At 73.1% G+C, this 17,257-nt stretch carries 17 protein-coding genes and 1 pseudogene; 8 read left to right on the plus strand and 10 right to left on the minus strand.

Annotated elements, in window-relative coordinates; translation table 11 throughout:
• Nucleotides 1-104 precede the first annotated feature (104 nt).
• From ABZ624_RS28375 to ABZ624_RS28385, 3 genes are read right to left on the minus strand one after another with little or no spacing between them, the layout of a single operon-like run.
• Complete coding sequence (locus ABZ624_RS28375; protein WP_360094780.1) at nt 105-830, minus strand: NUDIX hydrolase; 726 nt, start codon at nt 828-830, stop codon at nt 105-107.
• Nucleotides 827-2,065, minus strand: coding sequence for an ROK family protein (locus tag ABZ624_RS28380; protein ID WP_360094783.1), 1,239 nt, complete (start codon nt 2,063-2,065; stop codon nt 827-829). Before ABZ624_RS28380 ends, ABZ624_RS28375 begins: the two co-directional genes overlap by 4 nt.
• Nucleotides 2,066-2,113: 48 nt before the next feature.
• Entirely contained in the window at nt 2,114-2,758 is a 645-nt protein-coding gene (locus tag ABZ624_RS28385; RefSeq protein WP_360094786.1) for an alpha-ketoglutarate-dependent dioxygenase AlkB, read from the minus strand.
• Nucleotides 2,759-2,837: 79 nt separating this feature from the next.
• On the opposite strand from ABZ624_RS28385, the gene ABZ624_RS28390 reads away from it, so the two are divergent.
• Nucleotides 2,838-3,971, plus strand: a complete 1,134-nt coding sequence (locus ABZ624_RS28390; protein WP_360094912.1) for a methyltransferase — start codon at nt 2,838-2,840, stop codon at nt 3,969-3,971.
• Between the two features lie 15 nt (nt 3,972-3,986).
• Here the strand turns inward: ABZ624_RS28390 and ABZ624_RS28395 are convergent, their stop codons facing one another.
• Complete coding sequence (locus ABZ624_RS28395) at nt 3,987-4,835, minus strand: class II fructose-bisphosphate aldolase (RefSeq protein WP_360094789.1); 849 nt, start codon at nt 4,833-4,835, stop codon at nt 3,987-3,989.
• 32 nt (nt 4,836-4,867) lie between these two features.
• A complete protein-coding gene (locus tag ABZ624_RS28400) occupies nt 4,868-5,749 on the minus strand; it encodes an SIS domain-containing protein (RefSeq protein ID WP_360094792.1) in 882 nt (293 codons plus the stop codon).
• A gap of 126 nt (nt 5,750-5,875) precedes the next feature.
• Here ABZ624_RS28400 and ABZ624_RS28405 point away from each other — a divergent pair, with 126 nt between their 5' ends.
• Nucleotides 5,876-6,655, plus strand: coding sequence for a DeoR/GlpR family DNA-binding transcription regulator (locus ABZ624_RS28405; protein WP_360094795.1), 780 nt, complete (start codon nt 5,876-5,878; stop codon nt 6,653-6,655).
• 12 nt (nt 6,656-6,667) lie between these two features.
• On the opposite strand, the gene ABZ624_RS28410 is transcribed toward ABZ624_RS28405, so the two are convergent.
• Nucleotides 6,668-7,063, minus strand: a complete 396-nt coding sequence (locus ABZ624_RS28410) for a luciferase family protein (protein WP_360094798.1) — start codon at nt 7,061-7,063, stop codon at nt 6,668-6,670.
• 319 nt (nt 7,064-7,382) lie between these two features.
• On the opposite strand from ABZ624_RS28410, the gene ABZ624_RS28415 reads away from it, so the two are divergent.
• Nucleotides 7,383-8,561, plus strand: a complete 1,179-nt coding sequence (locus ABZ624_RS28415) for an MFS transporter (protein WP_360094915.1) — start codon at nt 7,383-7,385, stop codon at nt 8,559-8,561.
• 200 nt (nt 8,562-8,761) lie between these two features.
• Nucleotides 8,762-9,502 (plus strand): maleylpyruvate isomerase family mycothiol-dependent enzyme, encoded by a 741-nt coding sequence (locus ABZ624_RS28420; protein ID WP_360094801.1) that lies wholly within the window; start codon nt 8,762-8,764, stop codon nt 9,500-9,502.
• A 7-nt stretch (nt 9,503-9,509) separates the two neighbouring features.
• On the opposite strand, the gene ABZ624_RS28425 is transcribed toward ABZ624_RS28420, so the two are convergent.
• On the minus strand, nt 9,510-9,905 hold the full coding sequence (locus ABZ624_RS28425) for a MarR family transcriptional regulator (RefSeq protein ID WP_360094804.1): 396 nt from the start codon (nt 9,903-9,905) through the stop codon (nt 9,510-9,512).
• Nucleotides 9,906-9,991: 86 nt separating this feature from the next.
• Here ABZ624_RS28425 and ABZ624_RS28430 point away from each other — a divergent pair, with 86 nt between their 5' ends.
• Together ABZ624_RS28430 and ABZ624_RS28435 are read left to right on the plus strand one after the other, a co-directional pair.
• A complete protein-coding gene (locus tag ABZ624_RS28430; RefSeq protein WP_360094807.1) occupies nt 9,992-11,482 on the plus strand; it encodes an MFS transporter in 1,491 nt (496 codons plus the stop codon).
• 72 nt (nt 11,483-11,554) lie between these two features.
• Nucleotides 11,555-11,839: a DUF6332 family protein gene (locus ABZ624_RS28435; protein WP_360094810.1), complete on the plus strand. Its 285-nt coding sequence runs from the start codon at nt 11,555-11,557 to the stop codon at nt 11,837-11,839.
• Here ABZ624_RS28435 and ABZ624_RS28440 read toward each other — a convergent pair.
• Both ABZ624_RS28440 and ABZ624_RS28445 read right to left on the minus strand, forming a co-directional pair.
• A complete protein-coding gene (locus ABZ624_RS28440; protein ID WP_360094813.1) occupies nt 11,800-12,462 on the minus strand; it encodes a response regulator transcription factor in 663 nt (220 codons plus the stop codon). The two genes, ABZ624_RS28435 and ABZ624_RS28440, sit on opposite strands and share 40 nt — an antisense overlap.
• Nucleotides 12,459-13,544 (minus strand): annotated as a pseudogene (locus tag ABZ624_RS28445) (histidine kinase). Before ABZ624_RS28445 ends, ABZ624_RS28440 begins: the two are co-directional and overlap by 4 nt.
• Before the next feature lie 280 nt (nt 13,545-13,824).
• Here ABZ624_RS28445 and ABZ624_RS28450 point away from each other — a divergent pair.
• Nucleotides 13,825-14,274 carry a nitroreductase family deazaflavin-dependent oxidoreductase gene (locus ABZ624_RS28450; RefSeq protein WP_360094816.1) on the plus strand — a complete coding sequence of 150 codons (450 nt, stop codon included), beginning with the start codon at nt 13,825-13,827 and terminating at the stop codon, nt 14,272-14,274.
• Between the two features lie 197 nt (nt 14,275-14,471).
• Here the strand turns inward: ABZ624_RS28450 and ABZ624_RS28455 are convergent, their stop codons facing one another.
• Entirely contained in the window at nt 14,472-15,713 is a 1,242-nt protein-coding gene (locus ABZ624_RS28455) for a geranylgeranyl reductase family protein (protein WP_360094819.1), read from the minus strand.
• A gap of 130 nt (nt 15,714-15,843) precedes the next feature.
• Between ABZ624_RS28455 and ABZ624_RS28460 the strand changes: the two genes are divergently transcribed.
• Nucleotides 15,844-17,199, plus strand: coding sequence for a dipeptidase (locus tag ABZ624_RS28460; protein WP_360094822.1), 1,356 nt, complete (start codon nt 15,844-15,846; stop codon nt 17,197-17,199).
• Nucleotides 17,200-17,257 lie beyond the last annotated feature (58 nt).

A 17,257-nucleotide genomic window follows, 5' to 3' on the forward strand; every position in this document is an offset into this window, starting at 1 on the left:
GGCGGGCCGTGCGGGAGCAGTTGTCGACCGTGTACGCCACGTCGTGGGCCTCCGTCGGGCGGATCTGCGCCGTCCGCTGGTGGCGGCCTGTGGAGCCTGACGGCTCAGGCGGGCGGGTAGGCGCCGAGTACCGGCCGCAGATAGTCGACGTGCGGTCCGTCGAGCGACTCCAGATCGGTGGTCGAGCCGAGCAGTTCGATCCGGTCGAACTCGGGCTCGCGGCCCTGGGCGGTCTCCGTCTTCACCAGCTCCGTGTACCGGTCGTACAACTCCTCCGCGGGGCGCGGCGGGGCGGTGAACACGACGCCGACGCTGCCGCGACCGCCGCGGGTGGTCAGCCACGGCCTCAGAGCGTCGGCCGGGGTGTCGGAGCCGGTCTCCTCGGCCAGTTCGCGGGCCGCGTGCGCCCGCAGCGTCGTGAGGTCCAACTCGCTGTCACCGTCAGGGGGTTCCACGGTGCCGCCGGGCAGCTGCCAGCGGCCCGGAGCCGCGGTGGAGCGCGCCATCCGGCCCACCGTCAGGCGTCCGTCGTCGGCCGGCTGTGCCACGGACACGAACAGGGACGCGTACGCGGGAGCGTCGGGCACCTGGCGCAGCGCCCGGTACCGGTAGGTGGCCCGCGCCCAGGACAGCACCAGCCCGTCGGCGCCGTCCCGTTCGAGCCCGGTCAGCGCGGCCACCGGGCCGTCGAACAGGGCCGGGGTGGCGCGTACGGCCGCCTCCCACGCGTGGTCCATCGCCGAGCGGTGGCGGTCCGACAGTTCCGGCAGGGCCGACTCGACCAGGCGGATGCGCCGGACGGGCAGGATCTCCACGGCCGAAGCGGTCACCGCAGCGCCCCGAGCGGGTCGTCGAGCACCGGCTGCCAGGCCAGTTCGGCCGCGCCGACGAGGCTGTTGTGGTCGAGCGTGCAGGGCAGGATCGGTACGCCGCCGCTCTGTCCCCACAGGCTGCGGTCGGCGACGACCGCACGCAGCCGGCCGGGGTCGGCGTCCAGGAGGGTGCGGTGGAGGCCGCCGAGGATGATGCGGTCGGGGTTGAGGATGTTGACGAGGCCGGCCAGGCCCAGGCCCAGCCGGTCGATCAGGGCCTCGGCAGCCGTACGGACGGCCGGGTCGGCGTACTGGGTGCGCAGCAGGTCGTCGGCCTGCTGGAGCAGGGACACCTCGGGGCCCGGCTCGCGGCCGGCCTCGACGAGCAGGGCCAGCGGGTCGGCCTCGACGTCCAGACAGCCGCGGCTGCCGCAGTGGCAGGGTCTGCCCTCCGGGTTGACGGTGAGGTGACCGACCTCCAGGGCCAGACCCGAACTGCCGGTGTGCAGGCGGCCGTCCAGCACCAGCGCGCCGCCCACGCCCCGGTGACCGGTGGCCACGCACAGCAGGTCCCGGGCGCCCCGCCCGGCGCCGTGCCGGTGTTCGGCGAGCGCGGCGAGGTTGACGTCGTTGCCCGCGAAGGCCGGGCCGGTGATGCCCGCGGCGCGGACGCACTCCGCGAAGATCCGCCGGACCGGTGCGCCGACGGCCCAGGCCAGGTGCAGGGGGTTGAGCGCGAGGCCGTCCGGTTCGGCCACGGCGGACGGCACGGCGAGTCCGGCGCCGACGCAGCGGCGGCCGGTGGTGCGCAGCAGTTCCGCGCCCGCCTCGACGACCGAACCGAGCACCTTCGCCGGGTCTGCGTCGACGGTCTCGCAGCCGGGCGCGGTCGCCACGATCCGCCCGCCGAGACCGACCAGCGCGGCCCGGAAGCCGTCGGCGTGGACCTGCGCGGCGAGGGCCACCGGGCCGTCCTCGGCGACCTCCAGCCGGTGCGAGGGCCGGCCCTGGGAGCCGGCCGCGGCGCCCGGCCGGGCGTCCACCCGGATCAGCCCGAGCGCCTCCAGCTCGGCGGCCACCGCCCCCGCCGTCGCCCGGGTGACCCCGAGTTCCGCGGTGAGCACGGCGCGGGTCGGTGCCCGCCCGGTGTGCACCAGTTCCAGCGCGGGTCCGAGTGCACCACGCCCCCGGTCCAGCCGCGCTTTCGAGGTGGTCCTCTCCCCCGCTGTCCGGGGATCCGCCTTGCCGCTCATGAGGGCGAGTCTCCCATGATCCGCACCCGGGGTGGCCGGCGCCGCCGGCTACAGGCCGCTCACCCGCAGGGTGATGTTCAGCCGTCCGGCAAGGCCCAGCCCGGCCGGGGCGGTGCCCGGGTGCACGCGCGGTACCCCGTGGTAGGCGAGCCGGGAGGGCCCGCCGAAGACGAACAGGTCACCGCTGCGCAGTTCCACGTCGGTGTACGGCTTCGCGCGCGTCCCGGTGTTGCCGAAGCGGAAGACGCAGGTGTCGCCGAGGCTGAGGGAGACCACCGGCGCGTCCGCCTTCTCGTCGCTGTCGCGGTGCATGCCCATGCGGGCGTCGCCGTCGTAGAAGTTGATCAGCGCGATGTCGTAGACGTACGGCTCCTGCGGGCCCAGCGCGGCGACGGCGGCGCGCCGGCCCAGCTCACCGAGCCAGTCCGGGAACGGTTTCACGGGGGCGCCGTCGCCGTCGACGACCGTGCGGGCGTAGGCGTACGGGTACCAGTGCCGGCCCAGGCAGACCTGCCGCGCGGTCATCGTGCCGCCGCCCGGTGTGCGGACGGTGCGCAGGCCGGCCGGTGGCCGCGCCCATGCGCGGCAGGCGGCGAGCAGCTCGCGCTGCCGGCCTGCGTCCAGCCAGTCCGGGACGTGCACGGCGCCCGGCGCGACCTCCGCGCTCTCCCTGGAAAACAGCTCCGCGTCCACGCGCTCCATCATGCCGCAGGGCCGCCCCACCACTCCTGAGCTGCGGCTCGGCTAGCCTGGAGGCACGATGAGCGACCGTATGACGACACCGTGGGGCGAGATCGAGCTGTCCCGCTTCCCCGAGGATCCCCGCGACCGCCTGCGCGCCTGGGACGCCTCCGACGCGTACCTGCTGCGGCACCTGGCCGAGGAGGGGGTGCCGCTCACGGGCTCGGTCGTGGTGCTCGGGGACCGCTGGGGTGCGCTGGTCACGGCGCTCGCGGGGCACCGGCCGACGCAGATCACCGACTCCTTCCTGAGCCAGGAGGCGACCCGGGCGAACCTGGCGCGGGCCGGTGTCGAGCCCGGTGCCGTCCGGCTGCTCACCACCCAGGATCCGCCGCCGGAGCGGGTGGACGTGCTGCTGGTGCGGGTGCCGAAGAGCCTGGCGCTGCTGGAGGACCAACTGCTGCGGCTGGCGCCCGCCGTGCACGCGGACACGGTGGTCGTCGGCACCGGCATGGTGAAGGAGATCCACACCTCCACGCTCCAGCTGTTCGAGCGGATCCTCGGGCCGACCCGGACCTCACTGGCCCGGCAGAAGGCCCGGCTGATCTTCTGCACCCCGTACCCGGCGGCGGCCCGGCCCGAGAACCCGTGGCCGTACAGCTATGCGCTCCCGGACGGGATCGGCGTGGTCTCCGGGCGTACGGTCGTCAACCACGCGGGCGTGTTCTGCGCCGACCGGCTCGACATCGGCACCCGGTTCTTCCTGCGGCACCTGCCCGGACCGGGAGCGGGCCGCGTGGTGGACCTCGGGTGCGGCAACGGCGTCGTCGGTACGGCGATGGCGCTGGCGGACCCGAGGGCCGAAGTGCTGTTCGTGGACGAGTCGTTCCAGGCGGTGGCCTCGGCGGAGGCGACGTACAAGGCGAACGGCGTGCCCGGGCACGCGGAGTTCCGGGTCGGGGACGGGCTGGCCGGGGTGGCGCCGGGCAGTGTGGACCTGGTCCTGAACAACCCGCCGTTCCACTCCCACCAGGCGACGAGCGACGCGACGGCGTGGCGCATGTTCACGGGAGCGCTGCGCTCGCTTCGGCCGGGGGGTGAGCTGTGGGTGATCGGGAATCGGCATCTGGGATACCACGTGACGCTGAAGCGGTTGTTCGGCAGCTGTGAACTGGTGGCCAGCGATCCGAAGTTCGTGGTGCTGAGGGCTGTCAAGAAGGGCTGAGCCGCAGACGAACCTCTACCCGAGGACCCCGATGATCCGCCGCACCTCGGAAGCCATCGCATCCCGGCCCACACTGAGATACTTGCGCGAATCCACGGCCTCCGGATGGGCGGCGAGGAAATCCCGGATCGCGCCGGTCATGGCGATGTTCAGCGCCGTGCCGACGTTGACCTTGGCGATGCCGCCGGCGACCGCCGCGACCAGGCCGTCGTCCGGTACGCCGGAGGAGCCGTGCAGGACGAGCGGGACGGACAGCGCGGCGGACAGCCGTTTGAGCAGGCCGTGGTCGAGGGTGGCGGTGCGGGTGGTCATCGCGTGCACGCTGCCGATGGCGACGGCGAGCGCGTCGACGCCGGTGCAGGCCACGAAGTCGCGCGCCTGGTAGGGGTCGGTGCGGGCGCCCGGTGCGTGGGCGTCCAGCGGCGGTCTGCCGTCCTTGCCGCCGACCTGGCCCAACTCGGCCTCGATCCACAGCCCTTGGGCGTGTGCCCAGTCGGCGGCGGCCCGGGTCGCGGTGAGGTTGTCGGCGTACGGCAGCCGGGCCGCGTCGTACATCACCGAGCTGAAGCCGGCGTCGGGCGCCTGGCGCAGCAGATGGTCGCTCTGTACGTGGTCCAGGTGCAACGCCACGGGGACAGCGGCGCGTTCGGCGGCGGCGACGGCCGCCCGGGCCAGCGGCAGCAGCCGCCCGTAGCGGAACTTGACGGCGTTCTCGCTGACCTGGAGGACGACGGGCGCACCGGCCGACTCGGCGCCGGCGATGACGGCCTCGACGTGCTCCAGGGTGATGATGTTGAACGCGGCGACGGCGGATCGGTTTTCGGCGGCGGCGGTGACCAGCTCGCCGGTGGACGCGAGGGGCACGTGAGGTGTCCTTCCGGGGCGCGGGTCGGGGCTCAGGGGGTGAGGATCACCGAGCGGGTGAGATGACGCGGCTGGTCGGGGTCGAGGCCGCGGGCGGCGGCGACGGCGACCGCGAGCCGTTGGACGCGGACGAGTTCGGCGAGCGGGTCGAGTCCGCCGTCGATCCACAGCCCGCCGGTGGCGCGGACCTGTTCGGCGAGTCCCTCGGGTGCCTCGCCGAGCATCCAGGTGGCGGTGCCCTCGGTGGTGATGCTGATCGGGCCGTGCCGGTACTCCATCGCGGGGTACGTCTCGGTCCAGGACAGCGAGGCCTCACGCATCTTCAGCCCGGCCTCGTGGGCGAGGCCGACGGTCCAGCCTCGCCCGAGGAAGGTGAACTGCGTGCAGGCGACCAGTCCTTCGGGAAGAGGAGTGGCGAGGGCCGTGCGCGCGTCGGCGACGACGGAGTCGGTGTGCAGGCCGAGGTGGGCGCGCAGGAGGGTGACGGCGGTGGTGGCGAACCGGGTCTGGACGACGGAGCGTTCGTCGGCGAAGTCCAGCACGACGAGGTCGTCGGCGGCGCTCGCGACCGGGCTGTCGGGATCGCCGGTGATGCCCGTGGTGCGTGTCCTGCCCTTCAACTCGCTCAGCAGTTCCAGCACTTCGGTGGTGGTGCCGGAGCGGGTGAGGGCCACCACCCGGTCGTACGACCGCCCGTACGGGAACTCGGAGGCCGCGAACGCGTCGGTCTCGCCCTGGCCGGCACCTTCCCGCAGGCCGGCCACCGCCTGCGCCATGAAGTACGAGGTCCCGCACCCCACGATCGCGATCCGCTCCCCCGGCCCCGGCAGCGCGTCCCGGTACCGCCCCGCCGCCTCGGCCGCCCGTACCCAGCACTCGGGCTGGCTGTTCAGCTCGTTCTCGACATGCGTCATGCCCATACCCTCCCCCTTGCTGATTGTTCCTGCAAGATATAGCGAGCTTTCGAGCACAATCAAGCATTCGCCCGCAGAGCGAGGTGCGCTAGGGTCACCGGGAACACGTCAGAACGGAGGCTGCGGATGTCCCGGGACGCCCGCTGGAAGGCGCTGCTGGACCTGCTCGTCGAACGCGGCCGGCTGGAGGTCGAGGAGGCGGCGGCCGAGCTTGAGGTGTCGGCGGCGACGATCCGCCGGGACTTCGACCAGCTCGCCGAGCAGCAGATGCTGGTGCGTACCCGGGGCGGTGCGGTGGTGCACGGGGTGTCGTACGAACTCCCGCTCCGCTACAAGACGGCCCGCCGCGCCTCGGAGAAGCAGCGCATCGCCAAGGCCGTGGCCGATCTGCTGGCGCCGGGCGAGGCGGTGGGCCTGACCGGCGGCACGACCACCACGGAGGTGGCCCGCGCCCTGGCCGTGCGCGGCGATCTGTCCAGCGCCTCCCCCGCGCTGACCATCGTCACCAATGCGCTCAACATCGCCAACGAGCTTGCCGTACGGCCCCAGTTCAAGATCGTGGTGACGGGCGGGGTGGCGCGTCCGCAGTCGTACGAACTCATCGGCCCGCTCGCCGACGGGGTGCTCGGGCAGATCACGCTCGACGTGGCGGTGCTGGGTGTCGTCGCCTTCGACGTCACGCACGGAGCGGCGGCCCATGACGAGGCTGAGGCCGCGATCAACCGGCTGCTGTGCGAGCGCGCCGAGCGGGTGGTGGTCGCCGCGGACTCCAGCAAGCTGGGCCAGCGGGCGTTCGCCCGGATCTGCGGGACGGAACTGGTGGACACGCTCGTGACGGACACGGCGGTGGAGCAGGAGACGGTGCGGCGCTTCGAGGAAGCGGGCGTCCGGGTCCTGGCGGTGTGACGGCCGGCGACCTCAGAACGCGCCGAGGTCGGCTTTCACGAACCCCGCGCCCCGCTGGTCGTTGCAGCCGAACAGCGGCCGGTCGGCCGGGTCGGGCCAGGACTGCTGGGCCTGGAGCGCCACGCTCACCAGGGTCAGCAGCAGGTCGACGTCGCTCGCGGCGTCGAGGCGCAGGGTCACCCACTGCGAGCCGGGCACGATCCTGATCGCCCCCGAGCCCCTGAAATCCTTGGCGAACCGGCGGACGGCCCGGTCGGTCAGCCGCAGATCGACATCGCGGTCCGAGTGGAAGTGGGCGATCTCGCCCTGGGCCGAACTCACCGCCTGTCCCAGGCCGCAGCTCGGGACCGCCTGCCTCAGGTCGGGCCAGGTCGCCAGTTGCGCGAGCGCGCGCGAGGCCAACGTCATGGGGCCATCATGGACCGCTCACCGGTCGGCAACCAGCTTGTGAGCAAGCATTAACCGACATGTGTCCGGCGGCGAGCCGGGCCCGGAGACCGCGGGAGTACACGGACGGGCCTGCGGACTCGCCGCGTTGACGCCGCCGCCGTCACGGCAAAGCACAAGTAGGCGCAGCTCAAGGCCACATCGGCCCTTCCAGACGGGTGCGGACCCGGGCAGCGCGGCGCGGCGTCCGGGGCAGCCCCGCACCCCCCTTGCCTCATCGCGCGCACCCACCTAACCTGAGTTTGTGCCGCTACTAAACAAAACCCGTTCGCACAGTGTGGTGCCGGGTGACAGCCATGACCTCACCCGCCTCCGCGTCGCCCTCACCGCGTTCTTCGCCCTCGACGGCTTCATCTTCGCGGGCTGGGTCGTCCGTATCCCCGCCATCAAGCAGCAGACCGACGCCTCCGCCGGTGACCTGGGGCTGGCCCTGCTCGGCGTCTCCGCCGGCGCCGTCGTCACCATGACCCTCATCGGGCGGCTCTGCCGCCGCTACGGCAACCATCCGGTCACCGTCGGCTGCGCCGTCCTGCTCTCCCTCAGCGTCAGCCTCCCCCCGCTGACCCACTCGGCAGCCGCCCTGGGCGCCGTACTCCTCCTCTTCGGCGCCGCGTACGGCGGCGTCAACGTCGCCTTCAACAGCGCCGCCGTCGACCTGGTGGCCGCGTTGCGGCGGCCGGTCATGCCCACGTTCCACGCCGCGTTCAGCCTGGGCGGCATGATCGGCGCCGGTCTCGGCGGACTGGTCGCCGGTGCGCTCTCCCCCACCCGGCATCTGCTCGGCCTCACTCTGATCGGGCTGCTCGTCACGGCCGTCGCCGGACGCACCCTGCTGCGGCCGGAGCCGCCGGCACCGGCGCACCGGCTTCCCTCACCGGGGACGGCACCGGACCGTGCCGCGCCGCGGCGGACCGGTGGCCGGGGCCTGGTCGTCGTCTTCGGTCTGGTCGCACTGTGCACCGCCTACGGCGAGGGCGCCATGGCCGACTGGGGCGCGCTCCACCTCCAGCAGGACCTCGCGGCGTCGTCCGGCGCGGCGGCCACCGGGTACGCGTGTTTCGCGCTGGCCATGACCGTGGGCCGGGCGACCGGCACGGCCTTGCTGGAGCGTCTCGGCCGCCCCCGTACGGTGATCGCCGGCGGCACCGTCGCGACGGTGGGCATGCTGCTCGGCTCGCTCGCACCGTCCGTGTGGGCGGCGCTGATCGGCTTCGCCGTCACCGGACTCGGCCTCGCGAACCTCTTCCCGGTCGCCGTCGAACGGGCCGGTGCGCTGACCGGTCCGTCGGGCGTGGCCGTCGCCTCGACACTGGGCTACAGCGGCATGCTCCTCGGACCGCCCGCGATCGGGTTCATGGCCGACTGGTTCTCCCTCCCGACCGCACTCACCAGCGTCGCGGCGCTGGCCGCCGTCGCCGCGGTCATCGGGGTGTCCACACGGCGGGCGATGGGCGGTTGACGCGGAAGCGGAGGGATGCACGGGCGCCGCGGAAGCGGAAGGACGCCCGTGTGACGCGAGGCGGTCGGACCGGTGAGGCAGACGCCGACGGACAGCTGACCGACGCGGAAGCGGAAGGACGGACGGTCAGCATGGAAACCGCAGGACGGACAGACGGAGTGCCGTTCCCCGAGTGCGCTCCATCCGGCACACTCACCTCCATGGACACTGCCGACTTCCTTCAGATCCTGGACCGGGAGGGCCGGCTGCTCGCGGTGGCCGCCGCAGCGGCGGGGACCGATGCCAAGGTGCCGACCTGCCCGGAGTGGCAGGTGCGCGACCTGCTGCGGCACACCGGCGCGGTGCACCGCTGGGCCGCGGCGTTCGTCGCCGACGGGCACCCGGAGCCGCGGCCCCTCGGCGACCCGCCGGACTTCGACGGCGCCGAGCTGGTGGACTGGTACCGGGACAGCCACCGCCTGCTGGTCGACACCCTCGCCGCCGCGCCCGCAGACGTGCGGTGCTGGACCTTCCATCCGGCGCCCAATCCCTCACCGCTGGCCTTCTGGACGCGTCGGCAGGCACACGAGACGACCATCCACCGCTACGACGCCGAGACCGCGCGTGGCGGTACGGCGTCCCCGATCGCGCCGGACTTCGCGGTGGACGGCATCGACGAGTTGCTGCGCGGTTTCCACGCCCGGTCCAAAAGCCGCGTGCGCACGCCGGAGCCACGCGTGCTGCGGGTGCGGGCGCTGGGCGCGGGGGCGGACGGGGTGTGGACCGTACGGCTCACGGACGAGCCGCCGGCGACCGTGCGGGAGGAGGCCGGGGCAGCCGAGGCCGAACTGTCCGGCCCCGCCGACGAGTTGTACCTGGCCCTGTGGAACCGGGGGCCCGTGCCGACCGTGTCCGGTGATCAGTCGCTCGCCGCACTGTGGCGGGAGAAAGGCGGGATCTGACGCCTGATCAGTCGGCGTCGCCCAGCATCCGGGCCAGCACCGCGCGCTGCACCGGCCGCACCTCGCCGTGCAGCGCGCGCCCCTTCGCCGTGAGCGCCACGCGCACCCCGCGCCGGTCCTCGGCGCACATGGCGCGCTCGACCAGGCCGTCCTTCTCCAGGCGGCCGATCAGCCGGGACAGGGCGCTCTGACTGAGATGGACACGCTCGGAGATCTCCTGCACACGGTAGGCGCAGCCGCCGTCCGCCCTGCCCTCGGCCAGCAGGTCGAGGACCTCGAAGTCGCTGGCGCACAGGCCGTGTCCGCCGAGTGCCCGGTCCAGCTCGCACTGGGTGTGCGCGTGCAGCGCGAGGATGTCCCGCCACTGCTCCACGAGCGCCTGCTCGGCTCCGTTCGACGCCATGAGCGCACCGTAGCAGAGGAACCAGGATTATTGCATCGGAATTAAATGCGTTTGCATTCGATGCATGCGCATGTAGTGTCATCGGCATGACCTCTCCGCTCACCACCCCCGCGTCCCCGTTCTCCGCGGTGCGCTGGACTCCCCGGCTGTGGGGCACCCTGCTGGTGCTCTGCGCGGCGATGTTCCTTGACGCGCTGGACGTGTCGATGGTCGGCGTCGCGCTGCCCTCCATCGGCTCCGACCTGCATCTGTCCACGTCGACGCTGCAATGGATCGTCAGCGGCTACATCCTGGGCTACGGCGGCCTGCTCCTCCTCGGCGGCCGGACCGCCGACCTGCTCGGCCGGCGGCAGGTGTTCCTCGTCGCCCTCGGTGTCTTCGCGCTGGCCTCGCTGCTCGGCGGGCTGGTGGACTCCGGTCCGCTGCTGATCGCCAGCCGCTTCATCAAGGGCCTCAGCGCGGCCTTCACGGCACCGGCCGGCCTGTCGATCATCACCACCACCTTCCCCGAGGGCCCGCTGCGCAACCGCGCCCTCTCCATCTACACCACATGCGCCGCCACCGGCTTCTCGATGGGCCTGGTGCTCTCGGGCCTGCTCACCGAGACCAGCTGGCGCCTCACCATGCTGCTGCCCGCGCCGATCGCGCTCCTCGCGCTGCTCGCCGGCCTGCGGCTGCTGCCGCGCAGCGCCCGTGAGGAGAGCCACGACGGGTACGACATCCCGGGCGCCGTCCTCGGCACCGCGTCGATGCTGCTGCTGGTCTTCACCGTCGTCCAGGCTCCCGAGGCCGGCTGGGCCTCGGCCCGCACCCTGCTGTCGTTCCTCGCCGTGGCGCTCCTGCTGACCGCCTTCGTCCTGGTCGAGCGGCGTTCGCCGAGCCCGCTGATCCGGCTGGGCGTGCTGCGCTCGGGCAGCCAGGTCCGCGCCCAGCTCGGCGCGGTCGCCTTCTTCGGCTCGTACGTGGGCTTCCAGTTCCTGACGACCCTGTACATGCAGTCCCTGCTCGGCTGGTCGGCGCTGCACACCGCGCTCGCGTTCCTGCCGGCGGGCGCACTGGTGGCGGTGTCCTCCACGAAGGTGGGCGCGATCGTCGACCGGTTCGGCACGCCACGGCTGATCGCGGCCGGCTTCGCCTTCATGGTCCTCGGCTACGCGCTGTTCCTGCGCGTCGACCTCGACCCGGTGTACGCGGCCGTGGTGCTGCCGTCCATGCTGCTGATCGGCGCGGCCTGCGCGCTGGTCTTCCCGTCGCTCAACATCCAGGCCACCAACGGTGTCGAGGACCACGAGCAGGGCATGGTCTCCGGGCTGCTCAACACCTCGGTGCAGGTGGGCGGCGCGATCTTCCTGGCGGTGGTCACGGCCGTGGTGACCGCGGGCGCTCCTGCACACGCCACCCCGCAGGCCGTCCTGGACAGCTACCGGCCCGGCTTCCTGGTCGTGACGGGCATCGCCGCGGCCGGCCTGCTGATCACCCTCACCGGTCTGCGCAGCCGCCGTAACCAGCCGTCCCTCGTGATCGCCAGGTCCACCGTGGAGGAGGCGGAAGCGGACCGCGTGCCGGTCCGCGACTAGGGGGAAGCTTCCGAAACGTGCGCCCGGCGGGGCTGGTTGCTCCGCCGGGCGCACGTCTGTGAGGCTGTGGGAATGTATGCATACGGCGGACGCCGTACCCGAGCCCAACAGGACGCGGTGACAGTGGAGATCTGCTATGCCCTGGTGAGCGCGGCCTTCGCGGCGGCGGTGCTGTTCGGGGCCGTGGCCGGGCCCGCGCTGCTCTTCGACCTGCCGCACCTGCTGTCCCAGACCCTGCTGCGGCTCGGCATGGCGGTCGCACCGGTCGTGTTCGTGGCCCGGGTGGTCAGCGTGCTGGTCCGCTTCCGGCAGGCGGCTCAGCCCAGCCAGCCGGGCCTGACCAACCCGGACTCATAGGCCAGCACGACGAGTTGGGCGCGGTCCCGCGCCCCCTTCACCATCGTGCGGCTCACATGCGTCTTGGCCGTGAGCGGGCTGACCACCAGCCGGCGGGCGATCTCCTCGTTGGACAGGCCGATGCCGACCAGCGCCATCACCTCCCGCTCCCGTTCGGTGAGCCGGGCCAGGGCGTCCGCCGCCGCGGGCTCCTTGGAGCGGGCCGCGAACTCCGCGATCAGCCGGCGGGTGACGCCCGGCGACAGCAGCGCGTCACCCTGGACCACCGCCCGTACCGCGCGCAGGAGTTCGTCCGGTTCGGTGTCCTTCACCAGGAAGCCGGAGGCGCCGGAGCGGATCGCCTCGAAGACGTACTCGTCCAGCTCGAAGGTGGTCAGCATGACCACCTTCACGTCCCCCGGATCCGCGTCGCCGGTGATGCGCCGGGTGGCGGCGAGACCGTCCAGCAGGGGCATGCGGATGTCCATCAGGACGACATCCGGCCGCAGTTCGCGTACCAGGCGCAGCGCCCCCTCGCCGTCGGCGGCCTCCCCGGCCACCTCGATGTCCGGCTGCGCGTCGAGCAACGCTCTGAAACCGGCCCGCACCAGCGACTGGTCGTCGGCGAGCAGTACCCGGATCACCGGTCCTCCCCGGGGTGCGACGGCAGTACGGCGAGCACCCGGAAGCCGCCGTCGGGGCGCGGGCCCGCCTCAATGGTGCCACCGAGCGCGGCGGCCCTCTCCCGCATGCCGGCCAGCCCGTTGCCGCTGCCCCCGGCGCCGGCGCCGGCGGCCGGACCGTCGTCGTCGACGCGCAGCCGCAGCGCGTCGCCGTCGTCGGCGAACGCGCGTACCGCGATCCGGAGTGCCGTACGACGTTGGTCAGGGCTTCCTGCACGATACCGTGGGGGCTCGCCCTCGATCTCCACGGCCAGTCCCGCCGCGGCCGCCTGCTCCACGAGTTCCGGCAGCCGGTCCAGGCCGGGAGCCGGGGCGCGAGGTGCGTCTCCGGAGGCGCGCAGGGTGTCGAGGACCTGGCGCACCTCGCCGAGCGCCTCCTTGCCGGCGGCCTTGATGGTGGTGAGCGCGGCCCGTGCCTGCTCGGGATCGCTGTCGAGCAGCGCGAGACCCATGCCGGCCTGGACGTTGATGACGGAGATGCTGTGCGCGAGGACGTCGTGCAACTCGCGGGCGATCCGCAGCCGTTCCTCGTCCGCGCGGCGCCGCGCCGCCTGCGCCCGGTCGGCGCTCCCGGGCCCACTGTTCGCGCCGCACCCGGGCCAGTTCGGACAGGGCGACGACGGCCAGCACCCAGGTGGCGATGACGATCTCCTGGGTGAGGCCCCCGCTCCGGTCGCCCGAGGGCGGCAGCCGGCGGTAGAGCCAGAGGGCGACCAGGGCGTGCCCGGCCCACAGCAGGCCGACGGACGCCCAGGCGGCCCGCCGGTGCCCGGCGACGACCGCGCTGTAACAGCTGACGGCGACGGTCAGGAGGACCGGCCCGTAGGGGTAGCCCGCGGCCAGGTAGCCGAGGGTCACCGCCGCGGTGCCGAAGGCCACGGCCACCGGGTACCGGTGCCGCCAGAAAGCAGCAGGACGGAGGCGACGACGAGCAGCACGCGCGCGTAGCCGTTCAGGGGCACGCGGTGGTGCTCGCTCTGCGCGGCGAAGTCACTGCCGATCAGCACGAACGCGGTGAACAGCGCGGTGGACCGCCAGGGCAGGCGCGCCCGGTGCGGCTCCGTATCGTCCGGGGCGCTCCACCACGGCGGGCCGTGCCGCCACCACTGCCCCGGGGCGCGCTGCTTCTTCCATGCAGGCCACGGTAGACGCCGCGGGGCGGCGCGGACGTCCGTCGAGCGAGGTGACCACTCGTACTCCCGGGGAAGTACGACGGCCCCCACCAGCACGGTCCCGAGCCGCCACGCCCATCCCGTTGCTACCGCAGGCTGCCCCATACTGAAGCCAAGCGAGAGCACCGCTCTCCCCACCGCGGGGGTCGTCGTGTCGACACACGTCAAGAAGCCGGGCTGGTTCAACGTCAACGTCTTCAACCGGGCGGTGGCCTGGCTGAGCCGGCGGGGCATCAGCATCTGGGGTTCCCGGGTCCTCGCGGTGCGCGGGCGCAAGAGCGGACAGTGGCGCACCACCCCGGTGAACCTGCTGACGGTGGACGGCCGGCAGTACCTGCTCGCGCCGCGCGGCCATGTCCAGTGGACCCACAACATGCGGGCGGCCGGCGGCGGCGAACTGCGGCTGGGCAAGAACGTGGACGTCTTCACCGCCGCCGAGGTCGCCGACGACGACAAGGTGCCGCTGCTTCGGGCCTACCTCAAGCGCTGGAAGGCGGAGGTCGGTGTCTTCTTCGACGGGGTGGGCCCCGACTCCCCGGACGAGGCCCTGCGCCGCATCGCCCCCGACCACCCGGTCTTCCACATCACGGTCACGAGCTGACCGGTTCCTGCGCCGGGCAGCCGCACCGGTTCAGGACCGGCACCGTCCCCCCACCGGCCCGGTCCTGCGCAGGCCCCCACCCAGCCCAGTCCTCCGCAAGTCCCCAACCAGCCCGGCCCTGCACAAGTCCCCCCGGCCCGGCCCTGCACAAGTCCCCCCGGCCCGGCCCTCCGCAAGTGCCCACCCGGCGCGGGAGGTCAGGAGCCGGCCGGATCCTCGGCCGGGACCGTCTGCCCCCGGTCCAGCGTGGTCAGGGCGCGCTGGGCGATCGGGTGGGAGCGGACGAGCTCGCCCAGCGAGGTGGAGCCCTGCGTGATGTTCCGGAACGCCTTCCATGCGGGACGGAAGCCGGTGAGGGCCGCGTGGAAGAGGCCCGGACGCTTCTCGAACACGGTCAGCAGGCGCTTGCCGACACTCATCTCGACGCCGAGCCCGGCCTTGATCGCGAACGCGTAGTTCAGGGCCTGGCGCCGGGCGTCGACCGCGTCGTGCGCCTCGGCGATGCGGACCGCCCACTCACCCGCGAGGCGGCCCGAGCGCAGCGCGAAGGAGATGCCCTCGCGGGTCCACGGCTCCAGCAGGCCCGCCGCGTCCCCGCAGACCAGCACCCGGCCGCGGGAGAGCGGCGAGTCGTCGGCGCGGCAGCGGGTCAGATGCCCGGAGGAGATGCTCGGCTCGAAGCCCGCGAGGCCGAGCCGCGCGATGAAGTCTTCCAAGTACCGCTTGGTGGCGGCACCTTCACCGCGCGCGGAGATCACGCCGACCGTCAGGGCGTCGCCCTTCGGGAACACCCAGCCGTAACTGCCCGGCAGCGGGCCCCAGTCGATGAGGACCCGGCCCTTCCAGTCCTCCGCGACCGGCTCCGGCACCGGGATCTCCGCCTCCAGACCGAGGTCGACCTGGTCCAGCTTCACACCGACGTGGGCTCCTATGCGGCTGGCGCTGCCGTCGGCGCCGACGACCGCACGGGCCAGCACCGTCTCGCCGCCCTGCAGGATCACGGCGACCGTACGCCGGTCGGGGACGGCCGAGCCGTGCTGTTCGACCCGCTGCACCGTGACGCCCGTACGCAGCTCGGCGCCCGCCTTCTGCGCGTGTTCGACCAGCTGCTGGTCGAACTCGGGCCGGTTGATCAGCCCGAACAGCATCTGCTTGGAGCGGCGGGTGCGGGTGAAGCGGCCGTTGCTGGAGAAGGTGACCGCGTGCACCCGGTCACGGAAGGGCAGTTCGAAGCCGGGCGGCAGCGCGTCGCGCGAGGGGCCGATGATGCCACCGCCGCAGGTCTTGTAGCGGGGCAGCTCGGCCTTCTCCAGCACCAGCACGCGCCGTCCCGCGACCGCCGCCGCGTAGGCGGCCGAGGCCCCCGCGGGTCCCGCGCCCACCACGACGACGTCCCACACCCGCTGAACGCCGTCCGCCGAAGAGTTCTCGCCGCTCACGATGGTCTACCGCTCCGATCCAGCCGCTGCCGTAGTGTCCCCCGCATCCTACGGCGGCCGTCGTCGCAGGCCACTGTGGGAGTATCGGGGGTACACCCCGTACAACGTCGCACCTACGAGGAGCGTGCCCATGTCGTCGAATCCGGTCGCTCAGACCGTCGCCTCGCTGCTGCCCAAGGCGCAGGCGGAACTGGCCGAGCTGGTCGCCTTCAAGTCGGTGGCGGACTTCGACCAGTTCCCGAAGAGTGAGAGCGAGGCCGCCGCGAGCTGGATCGCCGACGCGCTGCGCGCCGAGGGCTTCGTCGACGTGGCCCTGCTGGACACCCCGGACGGCACGCAGTCCGTCTACGGCTACCTGCCGGGCCCGGAGGGTGCGAAAACGGTTCTCCTCTACGCGCACTACGACGTCCAGCCGCCGCTGGACGAGGCCGGCTGGACCAGCCCGCCGTTCGAGCTGACCGAGCGCGACGGCCGCTGGTACGGCCGCGGGGCCGCCGACTGCAAGGGCGGCGTGATCATGCACCTGCTCGCGCTGCGCGCCCTGAAGGCGAACGGCGGCGTCCCGGTGAACGTCAAGGTGATCTGCGAGGGCTCGGAGGAGCAGGGCACGGGCGGCCTGGAGCGGTACGCCGAGGAGCACCCGGAGCTGCTGGAGGCGGACACCATCGTCATCGGCGACGCGGGCAACTTCCGCGTCGGCCTGCCGACGGTGACCACCACGCTGCGTGGCATGACCCTGGTCCGGGTGCGGATCGACACCCTCGCGGGCAACCTCCACTCCGGCCAGTTCGGCGGTGCCGCCCCGGACGCGCTGGCCGCGCTGATCCGTGTCATGGACTCGCTGCGCGCCGAGGACGGCTCGACCACGGTCGACGGGCTGGACGCCATGGGGACGTGGAACGGCCTGGAGTACACCGAGGAGCAGTTCCGCGCGGACGCCAAGGTGCTCGACGGGGTCGGGCTGATCGGTGACGGCTCGGTCGCCGACCGCCTCTGGTCGCGTCCGGCCGTCACCGTCCTCGGCATCGACTGCCCGCCGGTCGTCGGCGCCACCCCGTCCGTGCACGCGAGCGCCCGCGCGCTGATCAGCCTGCGGGTGCCGCCGGGCGTGGACGCGGCGGAGGCCACCAAGCTGCTCCAGGCCCACCTGGAGACGCACACCCCGTGGGGCGCCCGGGTCACCACCGAGCAGATCGGCCAGGGCCAGGCCTTCCGCGCCGACGCCTCCAGCCCGGCCTACCAGGCGATGGCCGACGCGATGGCGGTCGCCTACCCCGGCGAGACCATGCAGTACGCCGGCGAGGGCGGCTCGATCCCGCTGTGCAACACCCTCGCCGGGCTCTACCCGCGGGCGGAGATCCTGCTCATCGGGCTGAGCGAGCCGGAGGCGCAGATCCACGCCGTCAACGAGAGCGTCCACCCGCAGGAGCTGGAGCGGCTGTCGGTCGCCGAGGCGCTGTTCCTGCGCAACTACGCGGCGGGCTGAACCCTTCTGCCCCCGGCAGAGCGCCCTCGCCCGCGGGCGGGGGCGCCGCCTACGGTCG

This window comes from Streptomyces sp. NPDC007205 (assembly GCF_040634095.1).
Taxonomy (GTDB): domain Bacteria; phylum Actinomycetota; class Actinomycetes; order Streptomycetales; family Streptomycetaceae; genus Streptomyces.